The organism is Cytobacillus sp. (assembly GCF_032154635.1).
GTDB lineage: Bacteria > Bacillota > Bacilli > Bacillales > Cytobacillaceae > Cytobacillus.
This window is the reverse complement of the sequence record NZ_JALDXW010000062.1, coordinates 1-14,877: the sequence shown is the minus strand read 5'-3', so window position 1 is coordinate 14,877 and position 14,877 is coordinate 1. Positions and strand designations below refer to the sequence as shown.

Here is a 14,877-nt window from a genome sequence, read left to right as displayed (position 1 = left end):
GCACCCTCAAATTCACCTTTCTCTTTATTTGAAGCTAGTTATGTCCCAGCCTCTTGGCATTTATTTTTGCATATACTCTTCTATATCCTCTACCGAACGAATGATATCTTTCGTAAGCACTTCATGGCCTTCTTCTGTTACCAATACATCGTCTTCAATTCGGATGCCGATTTCTTCGTCTGCAATATAAAGACCTGGCTCCACAGTAAGAACCATTCCAGGCTGTAGTACTAAATCTTTGTAACTTCCTACATCATGTGTGTCTAAACCAAGAAAATGGCTGACACCATGATAATAGTATTTACTAATCTCGGTTTCCTCTTTCATTAAGCCAACTTTCACACATTCTTCTGCAAGAACTTTCTTTGTCATTTCATTTAACTTTGCAAATGGCACGCCAGGTTTAATAAGAGCGGTTGTTTCTCTCAAAGCTTTTAAGACAATGTTATAATACACTTTTTGCTTATCAGTGAACTTTCCGTTAACTGGAAAAGTATAGCTAATATCGGCATTATAGTATTCGAACTGTGCCCCTAAATCAAGAAGAACGAGGCTGCCATCTTCGACAATCGCATTATTTTTCTCATAATGAAGGATGGTGCCATTTTTTCCACTGGCTACAATTGTTGGAAATGCATGCTCACTAACTCCTTCAGAATTTAAAATGAAGTCAAAGTGAGCTTCTAATTGATATTCCTTCATACCCGGTTTGGCATGCTTCATGACATTTCTAATGCCATTTTGGGTAATTTCAATCGCTTTTTTGATTTTTTCAATCTCTTCCGGTGTTTTATAAACGCGAAGCTCACTAATGACTGGATAAACATTATTAATTTGAACATATGGATAATTTGATTGAAGTTTGCTGGCAAATTGCTGTGCCTTTGTCGTCATAGCGTCTAACTCTCTTCGTTCTAGATCTAAATAGACTTGGAAAAACGTTTCTGAAACAAGTGTTTGAGATACTGTAGCTTCGAATTGCTCTAGATATAAAATGTTTTCGATTCCAGATATTTCCATCGCATCACTGATGGAAATGGACTTTCCAACCCACTTTTCTAAGACAGGATTAGATTTTTCGATAAAAAGGAATTCCTCGACTTTTTCTCCTTTTTTTCTAGCAGCAAAAATGATATTTGGTTCGTCGATTCCGGTTAAATAGTAAAAATGACGATTTGGTACAAACTTATAGTTTTCATCAGCAGACTTTTGCGGTGCTTTCCCCGCAAATAAAACAAGTAGAGCTTGATCTTTTAATTCTTCATATAAATGATTGCGATTAGTAATGAAAAAATTCTTGTGCATAAAATTCCCTCTTTTCAATAGATATGAAAATATAAATATATCATAGCATATCTGCTAATCAGCTTCTTAGTTAGAAACGTTATGATTCCCTTTTATTATCTACGCTTTGTAAAAATTTTTTAACTACGTTCAAATACTCATATTCTTCCTCTAAATAAGGCATGTGTGCACTGTTTTCAAAAACATGGAATTTCGCTCCAGGTGTCAGGCTGCAAAAATATTTCGTTGATTCTGGTGTGGCTTCATCATATCGGCCGCATGTATATAATGTTGGGATATGAATATCCTTTAATTTTGAGGTGCAATCAAAGTTTTTTAGATTTCCAGTAACATGAAACTCTGATGGTCCCCACATGATATTATATATATCAGGGTTTTTGTATTGTCCCCCTTGTTTTAAGAAGGCTGGCATTGGATCAAGACGGCAGACAAAGCGTTTATTAAATTCAGCGGTAGCATTTTTATACTCTTCAGAATCTGTTGTTCCGTTATCTTCACATGCTTTTAAGATAGCTTGCACCTCCACTGGTAATTGTCTCCGGTTTCGCGCCTGGTCTTCTGCCCAAAGCGGGGCACTTAAACAAGGGCTTGAAAAGATCACACTTGATATACCTGCTGGCTTAGCTAATATATAGGCAGCTGCTAATGTTGTGCCCCAAGAATGTCCCAGGATATGAACATTGTCTAAGGTAAGTTTTGTTCTAATTTGTTCTAATTCCTCTACAAATCTTTCAATCTTCCATAAAGATGGGTCTGCAGGTCGATCTGATTTTCCGCAGCCTAATTGATCATAAAAGATAACAGGACGATCTTCAGCAAGGACCTTTAAGCCTTGCAGCGAATAATGGGACGAACCTGGTCCACCATGCAAAATAATAACAGGTGTTTTACCTGTACCTTTATCGTGAATCTGATACCATACTTCCCCTCCTGTTACTTTTATGAATCCTTCCTTAACTGACATATGAATCTCTCCTATCGTCGATGACTACACTTTACATTTACATTATATATCAACACATTTCGACAATCTCGATTGATTTCCTTTATTTTTATCAGTAGCAAAATTTAAAATATCTTTACAAAGCAATTGATTAACTCCCAATATTTGAAATAATCTGATATAATTAAACCATTTAGATCATCTTTTAAAGGGTAATTAAAGTGGTAATCCCCTACTATTGCGTTTTTATCCCCCTCAGAGTTTTTTCACTTTTTAAAGCTGCTGATATGTCATTTACCGTCATAACCAAATCATCTATTTTAAGGAGGCAAGCCTATGTACGAAATTAAAGAAAAAGAAATGTTATTTATTTACACAGGTCCAGACGGATCAGGGAGGAAGACGATTGCTAAGATGGTCGCAACGATGTTTGATATGGAAACCATTCTCTCTTATACTACTAGACCCCCTCGTCATTATGAACAAGATGGTGAGGATTATCATTTTGTTGAAGAAGTAACTTTTAAAAAAATGGAGGAAAATCAAGAGTTTCTAGAAAGTGTGGAAATTGATGGATTCTATTATGGGATACGCGAAGAAGATATTATAAAGGCTTTTGAATCACATCCCCTCGTTTATTTAACTTTAAATCCAGAAGGAACAGAAAAGTTAAAAAAAATGTATGGAGAGCGTGTCATTCGATTTTTTATATACGCTGATCGAGACACGGTTATTGAAAGACACAAAGCAAGGGAGGATAAAGAGGAAGATATTAATCGTCATATGGCTCACTATACTGAAAACATGGGTTATAAGGCAAAGTGCGAATATGCTTTTGAAAATTATGATTCTCCGCAAGTCTCATTTCAAGTAAGTGAAGTTGTCGAAACTATATTAGATAGAGACATTATTATTACAGATTATTAATATAAAGAAACTGCCGCTCAAATGAACGGCAGTTTCTTTATACTTTATGCTTATTTTACTAACTCTAACTCAACTGGAATAAATTCATCAACTGTTTCGCCGCCAGCCACTTTTAAAGCTGTTGTTACCCCTTGCTGACCAATAATGGCAGGCTTTTGAGCAACAGTTGCCGCCATATTTCCACTTTCTACAGCCTTCACCGCATCATCAGTTGCATCAAAACCAACAACAATAACATCATTTAAGCCAGCTGCTTGAAGGGCTTCTAATGCACCTAAAGCCATTTCATCGTTATGAGCAAATACAGCTTGGATATCTTTATTACCTTGTAAAATATTTTCCATTACAGATAAGCCTTTTGCACGGTCAAAATCTGCCGCTTGTTTAGCAACTACTTCAACATCTGCGACACCGTCTACCGCTTTATGGAAACCTTCTCCACGTTCACGAGCTGCAGACGATCCAGGTATCCCTTCTAATTCAACGATTTTCCCTTTATTTCCTAACTTCTCTAAAATATATTCTCCAGCCATTTCGCCGCCAGCAACGTTATCAGAAGCAATATGTGCCACTACTTCTCCGCCTTCAGCACTACGGTCTACAGTAATTACAGGAATTTTTGCGTTGTTTGCTGATTCAATAGCAACTGCTACCGCAGCAGAATCTGTTGGGTTAACTAGTAATATATCAACACCTTGCTGAATTAAATCCTCGATATCACTTACTTGTTTAGCAGAATCATTTTGTGCATCAACTGTTACAATTTCAGCACCTTGAGCTTTTGCTTCATCTTCAGCACCTTGTTTTAAAGAAACGAAGAATGGATTGTTTAAAGTAGAAACAGAAAGACCAATTTTTACAGTATCGTCCTTTTTACCGCCAGTTTCTTTTTCTCTCTTATCAGATGATCCAGGAGCTTCTGTTGAACAGCCAGCCAATAAAACCATCATTAATGTCATAAACAAAAATCCTTTAAATGCTTTTTTCACGTAATTGACCTCCTAAAATATATTTAATTCAATAACATGTTCCTGCGGACAAATTGCTATAGCATTGAATTAAGCCGCTTTCTTTCTATCTAATAAGACTGCTAGAAGAATGACACCTCCTTTAACGACTTGTTGATAAAAGGAACTTACATTCATCAAATTTAATCCATTATTTAAAACCCCAATAATGAGGGCTCCAATCAATGTCCCAAAAATCCATCCTTTTCCGCCTGATAAGCTTGTGCCGCCTAATACAACGGCAGCAATTGCATCTAATTCATAGGAAGCCCCTGCAGTAGGCTGAGCAGAATTCAAACGAGAGGTTAAAATAATTCCTGCTAGTGCAGATAATGTTCCTGTAATGGAATAAATCCAAATTTTCACTTTGTCTACGCGAATTCCAGATAAAATAGATGCCTCTTCATTTCCGCCAATGGCGTAAACTTTACGACCAAACGTAGTCTTCTTTAAAATAAAGTAAAGGATACAATAAGAAATGAGCATCCAAATAACAGGAACTGGTATCCAGCCTAGGTACCCTCGCCCCATTAATTCAAAAAACTGACTATCTGATAAACCTGTAATTGGACGTCCTTCTGTATAAACAAGTGTTAAACCGCGAAAGATTGTCATTGTCGCTAGTGTGGCAATGAAAGGAGCTACTTTTCCTTTTGTAATAATGAAACCATTAATTGCCCCCATTACAGCACCTGCCAATAAGCCGATAAGGATAGCTAAAATTGGGTCCATTCCACTAGCTAACAAACCTGCAGTAACTGCCGAAGATAGGGCAAGGATAGAACCGACTGATAGATCAATTCCACCTGTTAAAATAACAAAAGTCATTCCGAATGCTATTAAAGCATTGATTGATACTTGACGCAGTACATTAAAGATATTATCCAATGTTAAAAAGCTTGGACTTACGATTGCTAATATGACCGTGATGATGACTAATCCTAGTAAAGGTCCTAATTTTTGCAGCTGTTTTGAAAATAAAGCTGAGGACTTCATTTTTTATTTCCCCCTGTCGCGGCTTGCATGATTATTTCTTGGTCAGCCTCGGACTTATTTAATATTGCGGATACTTTCCCTTCGTGAATCACAAGGATTCGATCGCTCATTCCCAAGATTTCTGGAAGTTCGGAAGAAACCATAATAATGGAAACGCCTAATTTTGTTAATTCATTCATGATTTGATAAATTTCTTTTTTTGCTCCAACATCGACACCGCGGGTAGGCTCATCTAATATTAAGATTTTCGGATTAATTCCCAGCCATTTCCCAATTACGATCTTTTGCTGATTTCCACCACTGAGTGATTTTACTAATTGTTCACTGCTGGACGTTTTTACATGTAGCTTTTTAATCATCTCATCTACAAAGCTTGCTTCCTGTTTTGCTGAAATGATATTCTTTTTAGAAATTTTTTTAAGGTTGGTCAGTGAGAAGTTTTCTCTTACGGATAAATCGAGTACTAGCCCTTCGCTTTTCCGATCTTCCGTAATAAAACCGATCCCGGCTTTTATCGCATCATATGGTGATTTGATTTTTATCTCTTTTCCATCAATAAATAGCTTCCCTTCTTGTACCTTCCGATAACCAAAAATTGCTTCCATAATTTCCGTACGGCCGGCGCCCATTAAACCGGCTACACCGAGAATTTCCCCTTGATGGATAGAAAAATCGACGTTTTCAAAGGAACCCTTACTTGAGAAATTTTCTACTTTTAACCTTTCAGAACCTATAGTTGTATCTCGATCTGGGAAGCGGTCACCAAGCTGCCGGCCAACCATCATTTTTACAATTTCATCAAAGTTCGTCTCTGGAATCGCTTTCACACCGATGAATTGTCCATCCCGTAAAACAGATATTCGATCGCAGATCTGAAATATTTCCTCCATGCGATGAGAAATGTACACAATTCCAACACCTTGTTCTTTGAGAGAATGGATCACTTTAAACAAGGCTTCAATTTCTCGATCAGTTAATGCAGCAGTAGGTTCGTCCATAATTAATACTTCCGTATTTGCTGCTACAGCACGAGCAATTTCAATCATTTGCTGTTGACCGACAGATAATTTGCCAGCCTCAACTGCGGGATCAATATCGATTCCCAGGCGGTTTAAGTATTCTTTCGTGTGTTGCTGCATTTCTTTATCTTTTGTTATTCCAAATTTTCCGAATGTCATCTCTTTTCCCAAGAACATATTCTCGGTAACTGTAAGGTAAGGTATGATATTTAGCTCTTGATGAATAACGGCAATTCCTGCCATTTCAGCTTCTTTCGCATTTTTGAAATGTACTTCATTTCCACGAACTGAAACAGTTCCGGCATCTCTTTCATAAATGCCTGTTAGAATCTTCATTAAGGTTGATTTGCCAGCTCCATTTTCTCCCATTAGGGCATGTACTTCACCAGGCATAATTTCAAAATCTACTTTTTCCAAAACGATATTACCGGAGAATGCTTTGGAAATGCCTTTCATCTGAATAATTGATTGGCTGTTCATATTAGAAAATCACTCCTGCATGTAAAATAATGTTTGCATATGGAGTTACTTCACCTGTTCGTATGACTGCTTTTGCTTTTTTCGTTTGTGCTTTAAATTCTTCGTGTGAGATATAATTTAATGGCACATCTTTAAGAATAGAGGTAACCTTCTCATTGATTGGTTTGTTTTGCTCCTTAATTTCTACAGCAAGTGTTGCTTTTTCAACTGCCATATCTTCAAGCAATGTCTCTAACGTCTCAATGAAACTTGGGTCCCCTTGTCTTAATGCTAAATCGATTCGAATCGTTTCGTCTGGTATAGGAAGACCACAATCAGCAATAACGATCGTATCGGTATGTCCAAGTCGTGATAGAACTTCAGATATATGACTGTTTAAGATCCCTAATTTTTTCATTTTCTTTTTTCCCCTCTTTGCTGCAGGAATTCCTCTACCTCCTGGAGGGTCGGCATTCCGCCTTGAGCACCAAATTTTGTTACAGATAGAGCAGCAGTTGCATTAGCGAATCGACAAGCCTCTTCAAGCTCATATCCGATGCTTAAGCAATAAGCTAGAGCGCCATTAAAGGTATCACCAGCCCCTGTCGTATCTACGACATCCACGTTGAAACTAGGGATTTTAAATTCATCCTCTTTCAAAATGGAAACGCCTTTTGAACCTTTAGTTACAATGCATTTCTTTATGATTTCTTTTCTTTCTTCATCTGCCCATTCAAAAGAAGTAAGAAGCATTTCTTGTTCATGCTCATTCGGTGTTATATAGTCAACTTTTGAAAGAAGCTCTTTTGATAATGGCTGAATCGGTGCAGGATTTAAAATGATGGTTGCTTTATGTCTCCGTGCGATTTCTACTGTTCTCTCAACAGTTTCTAACGGAATTTCCAATTGGAGCAATACAACATCACTTTCCGCAATTATCTTTTCTAATCCCTCGATATACTTGGGTGTTACATGGTAGTTTGCACCTGGTACAACGATGATATTGTTATCTCCATCATAAAGTGTGATGCTTGCAGTACCGGTTGATGTTTCTGTAACCGGTTCCACATTTTCCACATTTATTCCTTGCTGTTTCAAATGCTGTTTTAACTCTTTACCAAATAGATCATCACCGACACATCCAATTAATGTCACGTCTGCCCCTAATCTTGCAGCTGCAACCGCTTGATTTGCCCCTTTGCCACCGGGTATGGTGTGAAACGCTTTTCCTAAAACCGTTTCACCCATTTTTGGAAGGATATTTGTACTTGTTACAATATCCATATTAATACTGCCGATGACAGTGATTTTCTTTTTTGTCATCATTTTCACCTCAAGACCTTAGTTGATTGACCTATTTTTAAAGATACTTTAAATTCTTGCTGTGCAGGATTTACAGCTTTTCCCTCAATCATATCAAGTAAAAGTTTAGCTGCTGACTCCCCTAATTCATATATAGGCTGTGCCATCGTTGTAATTTCTGGACTTGTAAGTTCACAAAGCTGAATGCCATCAAAACCAATCAATGAAAGATCTTGTGGAATTCTAATTCCCATTTGTGTGGCTGCTTTCAATACACCTAAAGCCATATAATCATTCCCTGCAAAGATTCCATCAATATCACGGTGCTTGGATAATAGTACCATCGTCGCCTTTGCAGTCTCTAGTACGTTATAATTTCCATTTATAATAAATTCCTCATTAAACCAAGGCTCATTGCTTACTTCACTTAAATAACCTTTATAACGTTCGTCTGCGTTAATAACACTTACTGGACCTCGGACATGGGCAATTTTTTTGCATCCAATTGCTTTTAGATATTGAACCGCTTCCTTTGCGCCTTCATAATTGTTGACAGCAACAGATGGAATACTATTATGAATTGGACGGTCAAGCGAAACGATGGGGATATTATTTTTCTCAATATATTTCGGTGTAAGTGTACTTGTAACGATAATGACACCGTCTACATATTTTTGTTTCATGACATCAAAATATTTTTTTTCCTTATCCTCATGTTCGTCTGAATTGCAAAGGATTAAAGTATAATCATTGTTATTTAAAACATCCTCTATTGCTCTAGCTATTTCTGGAAAAAACGGGTTTTTAATATCCGGTACGATGAGAGCAATTGTTTTAGATTGTTTTTTAAAAAGGCTCCTAGCAACCGCATTCGGTTTATAGTCCAATTTTTCTATGGCCTTTAAAACTTTTTTTCGCGTATCCTCATTTACGTAGCCATTATTATTTAACACCCTTGAAACCGTAGCAACAGATACACTCGCTTCCTTTGCTACATCTTTAATTGTGCTCACTTCATACCCTCTTTCTTAACGAACATGTAACCGGTTACACATAAAAATAAAAAAATAGTTTTCTATAAATAATAAAGAAAAACTTCGTTTGATAAATTCCAACTTATAACTAGGTAATCGCTTTCATAAATAATGAAAAAAGTAATTACCTTCTTCGATTTTATTAGGTAACTTACTTGAATTTTAATTGCTAAAAACGCATTTGTCAATAGATTAATAGAGGAGTATAGAATAAAAATTCTTGTAATTCTCATTCTATACTCTATTAAAGCTTACATAAATAATTTCATTCACCCTAATAATCAATAAGGAATAGGATAGTTAAAAATGATTAAAGGATGGAGTAATATGCCTATTTCGTTGCCTTTAAGTATTAGAACAGAAAAAATAAGTGGTGGCAAGAAAAAAAATATTTATTATCCTCAAGTGTTTAAAATGAAGAATGTGAAATTAGAACAAGATATCAACCAAAATATTGTCCATCAAACGCAGCAGCTTGTTAATGAATTAGTTGGTGGAGATCCAGCATCTGTCGTTGAAATAATCGGTTCATATGAAATAAAAAATAACCAGCGGGAAGTTCTAAGCCTAACACTATCAAATTATACGTACCATTATCATGCAGCACATGGAATGACAATTATTAAATCTTTAACATTTGATTTAAAAAAGGAAAAGCTTATTACCCTTAAAGATTTATTTAAGCCAGGCAGCGATTATGAAAAAAGGCTAACTGATATGATAAAAAAGCAAATTAACCAACGAGATATCGAGCTTCTTAATCCGTTACCCGAAATTAAGCCAAATCAAGATTTCTATATTGCAGATAAAACACTTGTCATTTATTATCAGCTTTATGAAATCACACCTTATGTATTTGGTTTTCCTATGTTCCCAATATCCGTTTATGATCTGCAGGATATCATTGATGAAAATGGACCGCTTGGACGGATGGCAGAAAATAATTAATATGAAACATTTACGATCTTTTTTATAATTAGTAGCTTTTACTTTTTCACAACATTCCTAGGAATTTCTCCATTTAATACCCGGAGAAGATTATCTGCAGCAACTTCTGCCATTTTCAAACGTGTTGAGATACTAGCACTGCCTATATGGGGAAGTGTCACTACGTTTGGCAATGTAAGTAGTGGGTGATCTAATGCGACCGGTTCTTGTTCAAAAACGTCGAGACCAGCTGCCCAAATTTCCCCCTCCGCGAGCGCTTGATAAAGATCTTTTTCATTCACAATTCCCCCACGGGCAGTGTTTATCAAAATGGCAGTATTCTTCATTAATTGGAAGTGCTCCTTCCGAATCAAGTTGTGTGTTTCTGGTGTATAAGGAGTCATGATACAAACATAATCAGATTTTTTTAATAAATCCTCTAGTGATACATACTGTAATCCTAATTCTTCCTCTGCCTGTAGCTTTCTGCTTCGATTATGATAGATGATGTTCATATTGAATCCCTTTGCTCGCCTTGCTAGTGCTTCTCCAATTCTCCCTAATCCAATAATTCCTATTGTAGATTGATAGATATCTTGTCCTGTGAGCAGCATGGGTGACCATGTCTGCCATTGCCCCTCTCGTAAAAAGGAAGAAGCTTCTGTAATTCGTCTGGCAGTAGCCATTAGAAGAGCAAATGTAAGGTCAGCCGTTGTTTCAGTTAATACGCCAGGTGTATTCGTAACAGTAACCCCTTTTTTCGAGGCTGCTTCAATATCAATATTGTTATAACCTACTGCCATATTGCTTATTACTTTAAGCTTTGTTGCTTTCTTTAGTAGCTCTTCATTAATTGATTCAGTTATTAAGCAAAATAATCCGTCTGCCTCAGCAATATGTTCCTCTAATACTTCACGAGGTACTGGTGTATTTTCATAATTCCAAATGGAAACATCGCAACTTTTCTCTAGGTGACTTACGATATGAGTAGGAATTTTTCTAGTGATAAATATTTTTGGTTTCATTTACGAATTTCCTCCCTGCTATTTAGATGAAAAACCTTTAAGTAATCGCATAATTTGCTCTGCACACTCCATCGTCCACTTTGAAGAATTCTCCATTGCCGTTTCAAGTGTGCACGGAGCTGGAACGATTGAAAATGCACTTCTTATACCAAGTGCATGTATTTGCTTGCCATCTAATTGTAAGCTTCCGCATAGAGCAATAACTGGTATTTGCTCTTTTTTTGCGATTTTACTAACCCCTGTGATTACTTTACCTGAGAGTGTCTGTCTATCGAGTTTTCCCTCCCCTGTAATGATGAGATCTGCCCCTATTATTTTCTCTTCAAATTGAATAGCCTCCATTACAACTTCAATTCCAGATCGAATCGTCCCCTTTAAAAAGGCTACTAAGGATGCACCCGTTCCTCCAGCCGATCCCCCACCAATAATTTTGCAGAGATCGATATTTTTTTGCTTCTAAACAATTTTACTATAATGAAATAATGCATGATCTAGTTCAATGACATCATTTGCTGAAGCTCCCTTTTGCGGACCAAAAATAGCTGATGCCCCAGACGGTCCGCATAATGGATTGGTTACATCACTTGCAATCGAAAAAGACGACTCTAAAATGCGTGGATCTAATCCTGAATCATCAATAGATGCCAAGTTTATTAAAGCTGCCCCGCCTTCAGCCAGTTCATGTCCATTATTTGAATAAAATTTCACCCCTAATGCTTTCAACAAGCCTGTGCCTCCATCATTTGTTGCACTTCCACCGAGGCCAATAATAAACTTTCGATAATTTTTATCGAGTGCATGTTTGATAAGTTCACCTGTTCCATAACTAGTTGCAAGCTTTGGATTTCTTTCCTCATTTGATAAGAGTGTTAGACCAGATGCTTGAGCCATTTCAATAACCGCTGTTTCTTGATCACCTAATAAACCGATTGTTGCCAATACGGGTATTCCTACTGGCCCCTTAACCTCAAATTCTATAAAGGAACCTCCAGTAGAACAGACAAGATTCTCCATTGTCCCTTCTCCACCGTCAGCTAATGGAATCTCTATTACTTCAGCCTTTGGGAAAACACGATGCACTCCAGCTTTCACAGACGTACATATATCACGTGCCGAAATGGCCCCTTTAAAGGAATCTGGAGCAATGACTATTCTCACTAAATCACTCCCAATATTAAACTTGAACATTTAATCTCTGTTCTTAAAATATACCATAAACTACTATTATTAGTTGAACCCAAGAAAATAACAGTTTTTCTTCATCAGTGATAACTAGTAGCTGTATTCTGTAAAATACTAATAAGGCACAACAAGCAGATGTATATCGCTCGTTGTGCCTTATTGTCATCGTATATATCCATTTGCGGAATAAATATTTTATTTTATATATCCACTAATATAGGAACAATCATTGGCTCCTTTCTCGTCTGTTCTTTTATATATTGCGCTATAGACTTTTTTATCTGTTTTTTCATCACATTCCATGAATATCGATTTGCTTCATGTAATTCATTGATTGTGTCCATCGCAATTCGTTTCATTTCTTTTCGAAGTTCGGAAAAATTCTGATCGACAAATCCACGAGAAATAAACTCAGGATCGGATAGTAGTTTTTCTTCCTGTTTATTCATCGGAATTATAACTATGAGCATTCCTTCCTCTGAAATTTGTTTACGGTCACGTAATACAAATTCCATTTTCCCTATATCCACCCCGTCTACATATGTGTTCCCATTTTGGATTGTTCTAGTACTACGAGCTATCGTATTTTCTATATCTAAAACATCACCATTTCTTAAGAGAAATGTATTGTCTTTTTCTACACCTACAGACTCTGCTAGCATCCTATGATGATGCAGCATGCGATATTCCCCATGAATAGGGATAAAGTATTTCGGCTTCATAAGAGTAAGCATGAGCCTTAAATCTTCTTGATACCCATGACCCGAAACATGAATCCCAGAACTGCTTCCAGATCCATAAATAACATGAGCCCCAAGTTTATATAAGTTGTCGACAATATGGCTTACATTCCTCTCATTCCCAGGAATTGGACCTGCGGCAATGATAACCGTATCTTCTGCTAAAATCTCTACATCACGAAAGTTTCCTGTGGAAAGACGACTGAGGGCTGCCAGGGTCTCTCCTTGGCTCCCTGTACATAAAATAGTCACCCTTTCTGGAGGCAAGTGATTAACATCGCGAGCTTCAATTAGCATACCTTTTGGAATGGTTAAATAGCCGCGTTCCATCGCAACACCTACTACATTCACCATCGACCGACCAAGTAAAGCTAGTTTTCGTTTCGTTTTCTCCGCAGCATAGACAATCTGTTGAATTCGGCTAACATTTGAAGCAAAAGTTGATACAATTACTTTTCGTTTCGCCCTAATAAATAGCTGTTCCAAATTTCTACCAACCATTTGTTCGGAAGGTGTATAGCCAGTCCGTTCAGCATTGGTACTTTCCGATAATAGAAGGAGTACCCCGTTTTTCCCGATATCAGCCATTTTGTGAATTTCTGGCCGCTCATTATTCACGGGGGTCCAATCAAACTTGAAATCCCCAGTATGTACAATCGTTCCATCTGGAGTATTAATTACAATCCCTAAACAATCCGGAATACTATGATTCACTTTGAAAAAGCTAATATTCATATCTCCGATTTGAACGACTGAATCTGAATTAATTTCAATCCGTTCACTTTCTCGTAAAAATCGATGTTCCCTTAATTTGAGTTCAATTAGCCCCATTGTAAAACGTGTCGCATATACGGGCACATTTACTTCTTTCAAGACGAAAGGGACACCCCCAATATGATCCTCATGGCCATGTGTAACAATGAGGGCACGCACGCGTTCTTTATTTTCGATAATGTAAGAAAAATCAGGGATGATTAAATCAATTCCTAACAAACTTTCATCTGGAAACTTATTTCCACAATCGATAATGATCATATCATTTCCATATTCAATGACGTACATATTTTTTCCGATTTCATTTAAGCCACCGAGAGAAAATGCTGATATTACTTTCCCTTTTGTTCCCATATTAATTCCTCCTGGTATCAATATGTTTAGTATATCCTTGATTGCTTTAATTTATCTGCAGGGATAGTTGTAAGAGTGGATATTATGTTGTATCCATATGAGGACAGAGCTTTTATTGAAAAAATACGTGAACCGTTCCAACGTTTTTTAGTGACTATGGTTACTTATTGAATGAGCAAGTGATGTATGTCTGCGAATAGCTGCAACTAATTCAACAATAAAGTAAAATAAAATGATTGGCCAAAGGAAATTCCATATCACCTCTATTCCCTCATACGAGGTTAAAACGACAGGATGGATGATTTTAATACAGAAAAAAGACAGCACAGCCCAGCAAATTGAAAAAGATAGACAAATATGACCGTGCAGCTGCAGAGGAAGGCTTGAATAATCCCACCATTGTCTATTAAAGAACTTTTGCAGCAGCATCCCACTTACATATTCAACAAAAGTTGGGATTAGTAAGCATAGTAGGACAACAATCAACCAATTTGTTTCAGGTGTGATAAAATAAACCAACAGCAATGGAGCAAAACCATACATTGGTTTAAAAGGTCCAAAGAAAAAATTTGGTTTAAAAAATTTACGGTTAGTGACGAGGTTATAACAGTTTTCCAACAGCCAGCCTACTAGTGAATAGATCGTAAAAAAATATACAGGCAAACTTGCTTCTTTTATTATCATCATGCTAGTCATTTTAATAGCTACCTCCATATTTATCCTTCTCACTATAGGTTTTGCAGACTAAATAACATGTATACTACTATTTCGTTCTTTTACATTTTTTTAGAAGCATAAAAATAACCTAGTACAAAACTGTACTAGGTTATTTTTGCTACAATAAAATTCGTTTTTCCCCATTAATTGCCTGAATCGGGTCAAT

General features: G+C 36.7%; 13 protein-coding genes and 1 pseudogene. 2 read left to right on the top strand and 12 right to left on the bottom strand.

Annotated elements, in window-relative coordinates; genetic code table 11:
- Positions 1 to 60: 60 nt before the first annotated feature.
- Both RUH74_RS23010 and RUH74_RS23005 read right to left on the bottom strand, forming a co-directional pair.
- Positions 61 to 1,305, bottom strand: coding sequence for an aminopeptidase P family protein (locus RUH74_RS23010; RefSeq protein WP_313804838.1), 1,245 nt, complete (start codon positions 1,303 to 1,305; stop codon positions 61 to 63).
- Between the two features lie 79 nt (positions 1,306 to 1,384).
- Positions 1,385 to 2,269 (bottom strand): proline iminopeptidase-family hydrolase, encoded by an 885-nt coding sequence (locus RUH74_RS23005; protein WP_313804835.1) that lies wholly within the window; start codon positions 2,267 to 2,269, stop codon positions 1,385 to 1,387.
- Between the two features lie 315 nt (positions 2,270 to 2,584).
- Here RUH74_RS23005 and RUH74_RS23000 point away from each other — a divergent pair, with 315 nt between their 5' ends.
- Positions 2,585 to 3,175 carry a guanylate kinase gene (locus tag RUH74_RS23000; protein WP_313804832.1) on the top strand — a complete coding sequence of 197 codons (591 nt, stop codon included), beginning with the start codon at positions 2,585 to 2,587 and terminating at the stop codon, positions 3,173 to 3,175.
- A 50-nt stretch (positions 3,176 to 3,225) separates the two neighbouring features.
- Here RUH74_RS23000 and rbsB read toward each other — a convergent pair whose 3' ends face one another.
- The 6 genes from rbsB to RUH74_RS22970 all read right to left on the bottom strand — a co-directional run bounded on the left by rbsB (position 3,226) and on the right by RUH74_RS22970 (position 8,971).
- Positions 3,226 to 4,134 carry a ribose ABC transporter substrate-binding protein RbsB gene (gene rbsB, locus RUH74_RS22995; RefSeq protein WP_313804847.1) on the bottom strand — a complete coding sequence of 303 codons (909 nt, stop codon included), beginning with the start codon at positions 4,132 to 4,134 and terminating at the stop codon, positions 3,226 to 3,228.
- A 99-nt stretch (positions 4,135 to 4,233) separates the two neighbouring features.
- A complete protein-coding gene (locus tag RUH74_RS22990) occupies positions 4,234 to 5,178 on the bottom strand; it encodes an ABC transporter permease (RefSeq protein WP_057763013.1) in 945 nt (314 codons plus the stop codon).
- Positions 5,175 to 6,677, bottom strand: coding sequence for a sugar ABC transporter ATP-binding protein (locus tag RUH74_RS22985; protein WP_313804821.1), 1,503 nt, complete (start codon positions 6,675 to 6,677; stop codon positions 5,175 to 5,177). Before RUH74_RS22985 ends, RUH74_RS22990 begins: the two co-directional genes overlap by 4 nt.
- Before the next feature lies 1 nt (position 6,678).
- Positions 6,679 to 7,074: a D-ribose pyranase gene (gene rbsD, locus RUH74_RS22980; RefSeq protein ID WP_102275517.1), complete on the bottom strand. Its 396-nt coding sequence runs from the start codon at positions 7,072 to 7,074 to the stop codon at positions 6,679 to 6,681.
- Positions 7,071 to 7,979, bottom strand: a complete 909-nt coding sequence (rbsK, locus tag RUH74_RS22975; RefSeq protein WP_313804844.1) for a ribokinase — start codon at positions 7,977 to 7,979, stop codon at positions 7,071 to 7,073. The genes rbsD and rbsK overlap by 4 nt, the downstream gene beginning before the upstream one ends.
- 5 nt (positions 7,980 to 7,984) lie before the next feature.
- The gene (locus RUH74_RS22970) at positions 7,985 to 8,971 is read right to left on the bottom strand and encodes a LacI family DNA-binding transcriptional regulator (protein WP_313804814.1); all 987 of its coding nucleotides are present in this window, start codon (positions 8,969 to 8,971) and stop codon (positions 7,985 to 7,987) included.
- Positions 8,972 to 9,319: 348 nt separating this feature from the next.
- Between RUH74_RS22970 and RUH74_RS22965 the strand changes: the two genes are divergently transcribed.
- The gene (locus tag RUH74_RS22965; RefSeq protein ID WP_313804841.1) at positions 9,320 to 9,940 is read left to right on the top strand and encodes a DUF3298 and DUF4163 domain-containing protein; all 621 of its coding nucleotides are present in this window, start codon (positions 9,320 to 9,322) and stop codon (positions 9,938 to 9,940) included.
- 38 nt (positions 9,941 to 9,978) lie between these two features.
- On the opposite strand, the gene RUH74_RS22960 is transcribed toward RUH74_RS22965, so the two are convergent.
- From RUH74_RS22960 to RUH74_RS22945, 4 genes and pseudogenes are all read right to left on the bottom strand, one after another.
- Positions 9,979 to 10,944: a 2-hydroxyacid dehydrogenase gene (locus RUH74_RS22960; RefSeq protein WP_313804811.1), complete on the bottom strand. Its 966-nt coding sequence runs from the start codon at positions 10,942 to 10,944 to the stop codon at positions 9,979 to 9,981.
- Positions 10,945 to 10,962: 18 nt separating this feature from the next.
- Positions 10,963 to 12,102 (bottom strand): annotated as a pseudogene (locus RUH74_RS22955) (glycerate kinase).
- 224 nt (positions 12,103 to 12,326) lie between these two features.
- Positions 12,327 to 13,994: a ribonuclease J gene (locus RUH74_RS22950; protein WP_313804808.1), complete on the bottom strand. Its 1,668-nt coding sequence runs from the start codon at positions 13,992 to 13,994 to the stop codon at positions 12,327 to 12,329.
- A gap of 147 nt (positions 13,995 to 14,141) precedes the next feature.
- Positions 14,142 to 14,708, bottom strand: a complete 567-nt coding sequence (locus tag RUH74_RS22945; protein WP_313804805.1) for a putative ABC transporter permease — start codon at positions 14,706 to 14,708, stop codon at positions 14,142 to 14,144.
- Positions 14,709 to 14,877: the final 169 nt, after the last annotated feature.

Coding starts and splice junctions, on each gene's coding strand:
- RUH74_RS23010 (WP_313804838.1), bottom strand. CDS start 1,305: ATGCACAAGAATTTTTTCATTACTAATCGCAATCATTTATATGAAGAA.
- RUH74_RS23005 (WP_313804835.1), bottom strand. CDS start 2,269: ATGTCAGTTAAGGAAGGATTCATAAAAGTAACAGGAGGGGAAGTATGG.
- RUH74_RS23000 (WP_313804832.1), top strand. CDS start 2,585: ATGTACGAAATTAAAGAAAAAGAAATGTTATTTATTTACACAGGTCCA.
- rbsB (WP_313804847.1), bottom strand. CDS start 4,134: ATGACATTAATGATGGTTTTATTGGCTGGCTGTTCAACAGAAGCTCCT.
- RUH74_RS22990 (WP_057763013.1), bottom strand. CDS start 5,178: ATGAAGTCCTCAGCTTTATTTTCAAAACAGCTGCAAAAATTAGGACCT.
- RUH74_RS22985 (WP_313804821.1), bottom strand. CDS start 6,677: ATGAACAGCCAATCAATTATTCAGATGAAAGGCATTTCCAAAGCATTC.
- rbsD (WP_102275517.1), bottom strand. CDS start 7,074: ATGAAAAAATTAGGGATCTTAAACAGTCATATATCTGAAGTTCTATCA.
- rbsK (WP_313804844.1), bottom strand. CDS start 7,979: ATGACAAAAAAGAAAATCACTGTCATCGGCAGTATTAATATGGATATT.
- RUH74_RS22965 (WP_313804841.1), top strand. CDS start 9,320: ATGCCTATTTCGTTGCCTTTAAGTATTAGAACAGAAAAAATAAGTGGT.
- RUH74_RS22960 (WP_313804811.1), bottom strand. CDS start 10,944: ATGAAACCAAAAATATTTATCACTAGAAAAATTCCTACTCATATCGTA.
- RUH74_RS22950 (WP_313804808.1), bottom strand. CDS start 13,994: ATGGGAACAAAAGGGAAAGTAATATCAGCATTTTCTCTCGGTGGCTTA.
- RUH74_RS22945 (WP_313804805.1), bottom strand. CDS start 14,708: ATGGAGGTAGCTATTAAAATGACTAGCATGATGATAATAAAAGAAGCA.